The 8,474-nt window shown below is 36.0% G+C and carries 14 protein-coding genes; 11 read left to right on the top strand and 3 right to left on the bottom strand.

Translation table 11 applies throughout. The features are described from left to right. Together PVV69_RS08590 and PVV69_RS08585 are read right to left on the bottom strand one after the other, a co-directional pair. A partial coding sequence (locus PVV69_RS08590) for a hypothetical protein (protein WP_273757183.1) occupies nt 1-310 on the bottom strand: 310 nt, incomplete at its 3' end. A 167-nt stretch (nt 311-477) separates the two neighbouring features. Beyond that, entirely contained in the window at nt 478-1,080 is a 603-nt protein-coding gene (locus PVV69_RS08585; protein ID WP_273757182.1) for a S24 family peptidase, read from the bottom strand. A gap of 101 nt (nt 1,081-1,181) precedes the next feature. Here PVV69_RS08585 and PVV69_RS08580 point away from each other — a divergent pair, with 101 nt between their 5' ends. After that, nucleotides 1,182-1,421 (top strand): helix-turn-helix transcriptional regulator, encoded by a 240-nt coding sequence (locus tag PVV69_RS08580; RefSeq protein WP_273757181.1) that lies wholly within the window; start codon nt 1,182-1,184, stop codon nt 1,419-1,421. Nucleotides 1,422-1,846: 425 nt separating this feature from the next. On the opposite strand, the gene PVV69_RS08575 is transcribed toward PVV69_RS08580, so the two are convergent. Continuing rightward, nucleotides 1,847-2,554, bottom strand: coding sequence for a hypothetical protein (locus PVV69_RS08575; protein WP_273757180.1), 708 nt, complete (start codon nt 2,552-2,554; stop codon nt 1,847-1,849). A 129-nt stretch (nt 2,555-2,683) separates the two neighbouring features. On the opposite strand from PVV69_RS08575, the gene PVV69_RS08570 reads away from it, so the two are divergent. From PVV69_RS08570 to PVV69_RS08525, 10 genes are all read left to right on the top strand, one after another. Beyond that, the gene (locus PVV69_RS08570) at nt 2,684-3,160 is read left to right on the top strand and encodes a crossover junction endodeoxyribonuclease RuvC (RefSeq protein WP_273757179.1); all 477 of its coding nucleotides are present in this window, start codon (nt 2,684-2,686) and stop codon (nt 3,158-3,160) included. Next, nucleotides 3,153-3,473, top strand: a complete 321-nt coding sequence (locus PVV69_RS08565) for a YdaU family protein (RefSeq protein WP_273757178.1) — start codon at nt 3,153-3,155, stop codon at nt 3,471-3,473. The genes PVV69_RS08570 and PVV69_RS08565 overlap by 8 nt, the downstream gene beginning before the upstream one ends. Continuing rightward, on the top strand, nt 3,463-4,590 hold the full coding sequence (locus PVV69_RS08560) for a DUF1376 domain-containing protein (protein WP_273757177.1): 1,128 nt from the start codon (nt 3,463-3,465) through the stop codon (nt 4,588-4,590). The genes PVV69_RS08565 and PVV69_RS08560 overlap by 11 nt, the downstream gene beginning before the upstream one ends. Further along, entirely contained in the window at nt 4,574-4,987 is a 414-nt protein-coding gene (locus PVV69_RS08555) for a hypothetical protein (RefSeq protein WP_273757176.1), read from the top strand. Before PVV69_RS08560 ends, PVV69_RS08555 begins: the two co-directional genes overlap by 17 nt. 176 nt (nt 4,988-5,163) lie before the next feature. Continuing rightward, nucleotides 5,164-5,490: a hypothetical protein gene (locus PVV69_RS08550; protein ID WP_273757175.1), complete on the top strand. Its 327-nt coding sequence runs from the start codon at nt 5,164-5,166 to the stop codon at nt 5,488-5,490. A gap of 25 nt (nt 5,491-5,515) precedes the next feature. Beyond that, nucleotides 5,516-5,890, top strand: a complete 375-nt coding sequence (locus PVV69_RS08545) for a helix-turn-helix domain-containing protein (protein WP_273757174.1) — start codon at nt 5,516-5,518, stop codon at nt 5,888-5,890. Between the two features lie 141 nt (nt 5,891-6,031). Beyond that, a complete protein-coding gene (ssb, locus tag PVV69_RS08540; protein WP_273757173.1) occupies nt 6,032-6,487 on the top strand; it encodes a single-stranded DNA-binding protein in 456 nt (151 codons plus the stop codon). An 11-nt stretch (nt 6,488-6,498) separates the two neighbouring features. Continuing rightward, nucleotides 6,499-7,047, top strand: coding sequence for a hypothetical protein (locus tag PVV69_RS08535; protein WP_273757172.1), 549 nt, complete (start codon nt 6,499-6,501; stop codon nt 7,045-7,047). 327 nt (nt 7,048-7,374) lie between these two features. Continuing rightward, nucleotides 7,375-7,701: a hypothetical protein gene (locus tag PVV69_RS08530; protein WP_273757171.1), complete on the top strand. Its 327-nt coding sequence runs from the start codon at nt 7,375-7,377 to the stop codon at nt 7,699-7,701. Then, nucleotides 7,698-8,279 carry a hypothetical protein gene (locus PVV69_RS08525; protein WP_273757170.1) on the top strand — a complete coding sequence of 194 codons (582 nt, stop codon included), beginning with the start codon at nt 7,698-7,700 and terminating at the stop codon, nt 8,277-8,279. The genes PVV69_RS08530 and PVV69_RS08525 overlap by 4 nt, the downstream gene beginning before the upstream one ends. The last annotated feature ends 195 nt before the right edge of the window (nt 8,280-8,474 follow it).

Below are 8,474 nucleotides of genomic sequence, written 5' to 3'. Positions count from 1 at the left end.
ATTTTTCTTCTGCGATCTCTTCTAAAATTTCATTGTAGATATCACTTTCACGTATAAAGTAATGAACTTCCCTCTCCTCATAGAGATGGTCGATATTTTCTTTTACATATGCTTCTGCAATCTGTTCGGAAATGTCTTCACAACTCTTTTCAGAAGGATTTATACGAAAGATTTGGATGGCATCATCTCCCTCATCAACAATGCTTAGAATTTGGCTTGCATCAAGCGGTCCTGACCGACCAATGTTTTGATCATCATCGTAGGTAACTAATAAAATTTCATTGGAATTAATAAGAATTGGCTTTTCCATAATTTCCCCTCCCTAACGCCTCTTGGCAATTGTTTGTGTTAATTGGTATAATCCTTATACGCAAACGTATAAATAAAATCAAGAGAAAAATTACGAATATTCCACTTTTTTTACATTTGTGTATAAATATTAGCTTCAGAATAATAGAATCAAAAGCTTTGCTGGACTTATTTCATAAGTGGACGATAAGATTTACGTGGTAGTATTGCAACTATTTCTCCAACCCATTTTATCTTAGCATTTTTAATAGGGTCTGCATTCCATGATTTAAGTACAATGCCCTCTAGAGAACGAGTAATTTGTTTGATAAATCGCTTATTATCTTCTGTTAGAACAACAACTTCATCACCATAATAATCGCTTACTGGCTTTGTTTGCAGATGTTTAACTACAATTAAATCACCATCTTTATATACAGGATACATGGAATCTCCACGAACCATGAAACCTAATGCTTCAAAAGGTAAATCAAATGGTATTTCAACTGTTTCAAGCCCATCTTCTGGAATTTGCTCAACATCTGTATCAATCTCTAGTCCTGCTCCTACATACCCCATAATAGGAACGAGTGTAGTAATTTGGTTATAGCCCTTTAAGCTTTTATATAGTTCTAGAATTGCATCTCTATGTGAACCTCTCGGATCTGACTCACTCCCCAACCATCTTGATATGGTTGCTTGGGTTACATTTAATCTCTCTGCAAGATCTTGTTGGCTGAGACCAAATTCAGATTGCAATATTTGCAATGTAGCAATGATGTTTTTTGTCATAATTAATCACTTATGATTTTTAAATTTAAAAAAATCTATTGTTTTTTTAATTTAATTGTATACAATTGCGTATATGGTTAAAGATAATGGATTCAATTCAAATGGGCACAGAGGAAAAATTAAAGATTAAATCTATCCGAAAGTGTTTATCTCTAACACAAAAGGAATTAGCAGACCTTTTAGGCGTTAAGCAAGCTTCTGTTTGTCGTTGGGAACAAGGCAAAGGATTATCATTAAAAAGTTATCTGAAACTACAACAATTAAAGAACAGTTCTATGCCTGCTTTCACACCTGCTCCTACAGATAATAACGAACACCAGCAGCACCATTCACACTCATAAGAAGAAAGATCATGAGAAACGGGATATTGAAGAAACTTTACACACGGATTTGTAGATTAATAGGTTGTAATACGAAAATTGAGAATGGAGATAGTCAATGAGCCAAAATACAATAATGGGAATATTAAACGTCTTAGTCATACTCCCTAGTATATTATTACTATTCTTTTTCATTATTCAGCAACATCAAAGGTGCTTCAAAATTCTCATGGAAACAACTAAGGAACGAGAAGCACTGATTAAAATATTGCAACAATACATGCGATTAATGGAAGATATGTCATCGAAAATAGACAGGTTCAAACCAAGGTTTTTCCTCACCTCACCTACATTTAAAGTCCGTCCAGGCGAAACTATTCCACTACAACATGTAGCAGATGTAGAAGTTATAGACCCCTATCAAAAGGAATGTCTACGCAATGCAGCTATGGAAAAAAATCTCCAGGAAGAATTTTATTATACGTTTGCCTTGTGTGAGCTGATGATGTCCAAAAATCAGCAGTGATTAATTCATCTGGATTTTTTTGTAATGTGTAATCAAGGGTAAAATCCGCAACGCTTTGAGTTTGATCCTCGGGGCAATTTATTAGGAGATCAAAAGCAGTGTATTTGTGGGCAGGTATAACAAATAAATTTGAAGCAAATTCTGGGTTAGTATTAGATTTTATATCTTCTAGATATAAGTTAACATGCTTATTAGTTGTTCTGATGATTGAAAGAATATCACCGAAAGGATCAAGATATCTAGGAAAGACAATAGCACGTATACAAAATTTAAAGAGATTTTTTTCAGATATTTTTATCTTTCTCATTACAATAGCTTGGTTTGCTAAGTTTGTAATATGCATCCTTATAGCGATACGTGAAATACCTTGTTCTGTTTCTAGTAAATCAAAGTCTGCTTCAATATGTAGTAGCTCTTTCAAAGTACGTATATCTTTATCTTTTAATAAAATTTTCACGTTTTGTTCTGAGTACATGGCAATCTTTTCAAGAGCTACAGTTTGTTTGTCGCGTTCTATAAATTGTTTTTCTAGTCCTTTCTTGTCTTTGTGTCTTAAAATAAGTGCCACTAAAAGAGATGCAATAAATGACAAAAAACCTGTAAGAAATATATTTATCCATTCTTGCATCTGTCACCTCCCCACTTTTTTAGAATCATTGGGAGGTTACTTTTTCACAAACATTTTTGCAAGACAGGCAATCGCAACGCGCTCTGTCATAACGCACGCATAAACACACAGCAACCTTAAGGGGGGATTATGATCACGCATGCACAAACCATTCTCTGTCTTGATCTAGGGACTAAGACTGGTTGGGCTATATGCGGTGCTGATGGTCACATAACAAGCGATACAGAACATTTTCAATCACGCCGTTTTGAAGGCGGTGGTATGCGTTATCTGCGCTTTAAGAAGTGGCTTTCTGAACTAAAGAGATCTGTTAATGAAATTGACGCGGTATATTTTGAAGAAGTACGCCGGCATGTGGGGACTGATGCAGCGCATGTTTACGGTGGCTTTCTAGCAACTTTAACGGCTTGGTGTGAACATCATCAGATACCGTACGAAGGCATTCCAGTTGGTACAATTAAGAAAGCGACAACAGGGAAGGGTAATGCTTCAAAAGAAGAAATGATTAAAGCGGTGTGTGCAAAAGGGCATACGCCTAAAGATGACAACGAAGCAGATGCTTTGGCAATTTTATATTTAAAGAAAGAAGGGGGTACACATGTCTAATGGTATGCCATGGGTAAGATTTTATTTGTATGACTGGATAAGTGGTACAAATGGAATGACATTGGAGCAAAGGGGCGCTTATATGACGCTTCTCGTTCTCATGTATGAAAAAAAAGCACCACTTAAAACAGATTTTGAAACGCTTGCACGCGCTTGCAATTGTTCGCAGAAAAAATTTGCAGCTATTGTCGAATACTTAATAAAAAATGATAAACTTATCCAAAAAGATGATGGGTTGTGGAATACGCGTGTTGAAAAAGAATTAAAAGAAGCTGCTTTTACTCAAGAGCAGGAGGGCAACTATGACGAATAAATTGCCTTGGGTACGTAATTTTTATCAAGAATGGATTATGGACTTTGCTGGTACTGATGCCACAGAGAAAGCTACTTATAGCACTCTCACTGCTTTTATGTATCGAGCAGAGGAACCAATTTATGACGACACTTCTGTTTTAGCACGCGCCGTTGGCTGCTCAGTAGCAGCTTTTAAAAAGTCATTAGAAAAACTCATTCGAAAAAAATTAATTCTTCAATTAGAAAACGGAAATTTATGGAGTGCACAAGTCGAAGAAGAATTAAAAAATTGCAATGAGAATTTAAATAGACTTTCAGAAAAAGCTATAAAAGCCGCAAATACTAGGAGAAATAAGCAGAAAGATAACTTATCAAGAGAACATGATGAAGTCATGACGAATTCATCACGAAGTCATGATGACATCATGATGACTTCATCACGACAACACATAAACAATAACATTAACAATATATATAAAAAAACTAAAACTATCGTTTTAGCAAAAAAAGAAATTAATTCTGAAAATTTAGAAACAAACGATTTGGTTGAAGAGCCAACAGAGGTTGATACCCTCCAAAGCCAATCAGAACAAAACGCAACATCATCAGAAACCCAACCTCCCCTTCACGAGCAAGAAAACGTTCCGAAAAAAGCCAAGCAGGTTAACACTGATCGAGGTTGTCGATTGCCTGCGGATTTTGAACCTAATTTGCAATACGCAATCGATCAAGGATTAACGCATGATGAGGCGCTGTTAGAAACCGAACGGTTCACAAATTACTGGATAGCAAACCCAGGTAAAAATGCAAACAAACGAGATTGGCAAAGGACTTGGTACAATTGGGTCACAAGCCCTATCGGAACGCTAGCAAAGAAAAAAGCAAGATTAGAACAGGAAAAACGGTTAGGTGGTTATCATGGAAAATTCACTCAGAAAACTTTCACAGAACAGCTTGCAGAAGGCTTCAACGAACTCAGAGATCATCTCTCATCTGGAGAAGATTATGGAAATGATCAGTCCGGGGTATCCATTGACGCTGAAAGCTGGGAATACATTGACGAAACAGGAGGAAGCGCAAACCTTAGATGCTTGCAATCGTCTACAAGCGTTGCTCTCTGTGAAAGCTTCAGTTAAGCAAATTGAGCAAGCTTCTTTCCTACTCTCAAGCATGAGAGTCCCTGCGAATACAGACGCTAAAGCCGTCGTTTTATCCTATGGCATGATGCTGGACCGCATTTCGTCATATGCTCTGAAAAAGGGCGTTGAAGATATCGTAACTGGTCAAGCAATTGGGATATCAAAAACATTTATGCCAACTTGTGGAGAGCTTTTAACTTATTGTCAGACACTAGAAAATACCCTTCTTTCAAAAGCCGAAAGTGTACGTAGAGCAATTGAAAACACACGTGTGAAAGCACTCAAAGAAAAAACAGCGAAAGAGCATTTTAGACGATTAACGCTTGTTCACAAACAAGAGCTTGAAAAGGTTTTAAATGGTCTTGGGAGAACAGTGAAAAACATTGCAAGTTAGCAAAATAGTGAAAAGTGCTGATCATTTTGGGAATAGATATGCGTTTAAATCAATAAAATGGCACCTTACAGAGCGATTTAAAGATTTTATGATGAAATACATATCTGCAATACAAAACGCTCTATATGATCAAATTTGAGTCAAATAACCCTATTGGCAAATTTAAGGATAAAGACATGCAAATTTTACAACGTCTGTTCTTAACACAACGTAAACAGCCCATGCAAAAAAAGTTTGTGGCAACAGCTGTTGGTTATGTTCCATGGGGAGATGGAGCAGCAGAGTATTTTTACAACCTCTACGAATATGAAGATGGCAGGAGAGAGTGTGAAAAATTTGATGGTGGTCAGTATTACACCATACCAGAAAATGCGGATTTTAGTACCAAAGCGCAAGTGAAAGCTTGGGTTTACGGTGGTGCTATTCCGAAAAGCGTTCTCAATTACGAACCGCTCATTGATGAGATCAACAAGAAAATCAAAAAATTATTGAAAATCGCTTGATTGCATTAATAGGAGCTTGAATCAAATGCTTACACCATTTGGCAAAACATTACGTAAAATTCGTATTGATCGAACAGAACGTCTATTAGATATGGCTGATAAATTAGGAGTATCTATAGCGTTTTTATCTTCTGTAGAAATTGGCAAAAAGCCCATACCTGCTGACATGGAAGAAAAGATCATTGAGAAATATGCTTTAAATGAAGAAACGGCATCTATCTTGAGAAGAGAAGCAAATATTTGTCGTAAGAATTTTACAATGAACTCTTCTGATCCACTTAACCATGAAATGCCTAACCCGTTTGTTAGAAATTTTAAGTGCCTTTCACAAAAAGATCTAACAGAGTTCAAGGAATTCATGAAGAAAATAGAAAAGAAAAAGCAAAATAAATTACCTTGATCTCCTTATCGTATAGATATGCCGTAAAACATAATATTATATGTTATTAAATAATATTATCCTTTTGAAATAATTGATAAAAATAGCAAATTATGATAAGATTTTTACATATTTAAATACAAATTTAAGGTAACTAAAAACATGATGAATAAAGTGATCTTAATTGGCTATTTAGGGGCTGATCCCGAAAGCAAAACAATGAATTCTGGTGCCGAAATAGTCAATTTTCGGTTGGCTACTTCTGAGAGCTATACAGATAAAAATACCAATCAAAAAGTAGGGAAAACAGAATGGCATTCCGTGGTGGTTTTTAATCCACATTTGGCAAAAATTGCGCTTCAATATTTACATAAAGGTTCAAAAGTTTATGTAGAAGGCAAATTACAAACCCGTAAATGGCAAGATAAAAACGGTATTGACCGCTTCACAACAGAGATTGTCTTATCACAATATAAAGGGGAATTGCAGTTGCTTGATGCAAAGAAAGAGCAATCGGCATCCCCTACCCCTTCACCCATTACTTCTCAAAATTATGCTATCGCTTCAGGGGCTGCTGATCATAGTGCACTCATTAATAATGATAGCATACCATTCTGATTGAAAAAAATATGACAAAAAGAAAAAAACGTGCAAAACGTGGTCGTCCTCGGATTAAAGGATGTATCAGAGAACCAAATGGACGCATCTCACGAGCAAAAACACCGCATGAACCCATGGATAAATTGGCAATTGAAATGCGTGCCAAACGCTTCTGTTTGACCATAGAAGAGGCTAAAAATCCACTTTCCAGTACCTATATTGGGCGGCTTTATTTGCAAGGCGAAATAAATCAAGACCAATATGATGCTGCGCAAAAATATCTTGAAGTGAAAAATGACTATTCGTGTGCAAAAGGTTTGCCAAGTGCTGTTTATGATAAAATGCCCTCATCTTCTGATGAGACAGCAAAAGAAAAATGGATTAAATTTGCAACAGAACAGTTTTCAAACATGCAAGAGGCTATCAAAGAAGCACAACACCTCTATAGACAGTATAATCTTTATGCCGCGATACAACATCTTGTTATAGAAAATCAAACATTACCACATCTTGTTAGTTCTTTGCGTATTGCTCTAAATGCTCTCCAGAAGTATTTTTATCCAAAAAATAAATGGTAAATGCTTTAACGTATAAACGATTTTTGGGAACGGAATATTTGCATCATTTGTTTGTAAAGCAGCATATTTAGGTAAAAAAATAAAAAAAACACAATATATTGATTTTTTTGTTGACAATATGTGAAAAGTCGTATTTAATGACGCTGCTGTACTGGTCGAATTGCGTCCAAAATTCAAAAATATCCTCTAAAAATTTAGTAAAATGTGATCTTGAAACGCGGCTAGAAAGCCCTGTTTTCTGAGGAATTCTGACTAATCTATTTTTCAAATAACAAAAATCAATATTTGACTAATGATGTCATTAATTATGACTCAAAAGGAGGAATGATGAAAGCTGTCATCACTAAGCCAATGTGTGTTGTTGGAGACAATAAAAGCACTGTTCGCTTTGAACCATCAACACCCAATAATCCATTTGTTGAAGTTTCCAATCAAGTCTATGCCCGACTTAAACGAGCAAACGCCGTAAAACCCTTTGTTGAAAGTAGAACCACAATAAAATCTGAAAAGGTAATTGAACAGACTAAGCCAACCGAAAAAGAAGTTGTACAAACATCTTCTGAACCAAGTGCAGAAGAAACTTCACTTCAACAGACCAAAACACCTAAAGTTTCCAAGCCATCAACACCTCCTGCTAAAAAGCTTAAAAATTGAAATTAATTATCCATCAAGAATGGTATCTTCAACAGGTGAAGGATACCTTCACCAGTCTTCAAGCACCACGCCTTAATTGGGCTTTACGTAATGCTCTAAACACCGCAGCAAAGCAAGTCGAGCGCTTTACGGAGAAGCAAGTTGCCGACCTCTCATCAGCCCAATCAAAGCGCGTTAAAAAAGGCGTTTATATTAAAGAAAAGGCTACAGCAAAGTTTCTCGAGACAGATATCATTGGTTCTGGAACACCAATACCTCTTAAATTTTTTCAAGCAGAAGAAACAAAACGCGGTGTAACTTACACAATGTTTGGAAAAAAAGAAATCTTGACCCATGGTTTTATCAAGGGGGGGAATTTTCCAAAGCGTGTTGAATTAAAAAAAATGAACGGTCATGTTTTTCAAAGAGTGGACAGCGATAAATTCCCCATTGCAAAACAAGAAGGACCATCAATTGCTAAAGTTATGTCCAAGCCAGAAATTGCAAATGCTATTGCACAATATGCCAATGAAAGACTAACCAAAAACATACAGAGACAACTTGCTCGTCAAGAATACGCTACCAATAAAAGAGGCTAGATCATGTTTCCAAGCTTTATCTCTATATCACATATCCTTATTGGTTTATACATTACATATTCTTATGACAATTTTAAAAACAAATTATCACTTGCACTTTGTTATTTCCATAAAAAAATCAATAAAATCAATGCAAAAGGTACTTCCCAGCGGGTTGGCTTCGTTGCGGGGCGGACGAGCGCGAACTATCGCTAG

This window comes from Bartonella sp. MM73XJBT (assembly GCF_028618465.1).
In the GTDB taxonomy this organism is placed as follows: Bacteria; Pseudomonadota; Alphaproteobacteria; order Rhizobiales; family Rhizobiaceae; genus Bartonella.
This window is presented reverse-complemented; position numbering and strand designations above follow the sequence as displayed.

Bases quoted from the DNA above. Each gene is read 5' to 3' on its own strand.
- PVV69_RS08565 (WP_273757178.1), top strand. From the start codon at position 3,153: ATGTCTAATGGTATGCCATGGGTAAGATTTTATTTGTATGACTGGATA.
- PVV69_RS08575 (WP_273757180.1), bottom strand. From the start codon at position 2,554: ATGCAAGAATGGATAAATATATTTCTTACAGGTTTTTTGTCATTTATT.
- PVV69_RS08585 (WP_273757182.1), bottom strand. From the start codon at position 1,080: ATGACAAAAAACATCATTGCTACATTGCAAATATTGCAATCTGAATTT.
- PVV69_RS08580 (WP_273757181.1), top strand. From the start codon at position 1,182: ATGGGCACAGAGGAAAAATTAAAGATTAAATCTATCCGAAAGTGTTTA.
- PVV69_RS08530 (WP_273757171.1), top strand. From the start codon at position 7,375: ATGAAAGCTGTCATCACTAAGCCAATGTGTGTTGTTGGAGACAATAAA.
- PVV69_RS08545 (WP_273757174.1), top strand. From the start codon at position 5,516: ATGCTTACACCATTTGGCAAAACATTACGTAAAATTCGTATTGATCGA.
- PVV69_RS08550 (WP_273757175.1), top strand. From the start codon at position 5,164: ATGCAAATTTTACAACGTCTGTTCTTAACACAACGTAAACAGCCCATG.
- PVV69_RS08535 (WP_273757172.1), top strand. From the start codon at position 6,499: ATGACAAAAAGAAAAAAACGTGCAAAACGTGGTCGTCCTCGGATTAAA.
- ssb (WP_273757173.1), top strand. From the start codon at position 6,032: ATGATGAATAAAGTGATCTTAATTGGCTATTTAGGGGCTGATCCCGAA.
- PVV69_RS08560 (WP_273757177.1), top strand. From the start codon at position 3,463: ATGACGAATAAATTGCCTTGGGTACGTAATTTTTATCAAGAATGGATT.
- PVV69_RS08570 (WP_273757179.1), top strand. From the start codon at position 2,684: ATGATCACGCATGCACAAACCATTCTCTGTCTTGATCTAGGGACTAAG.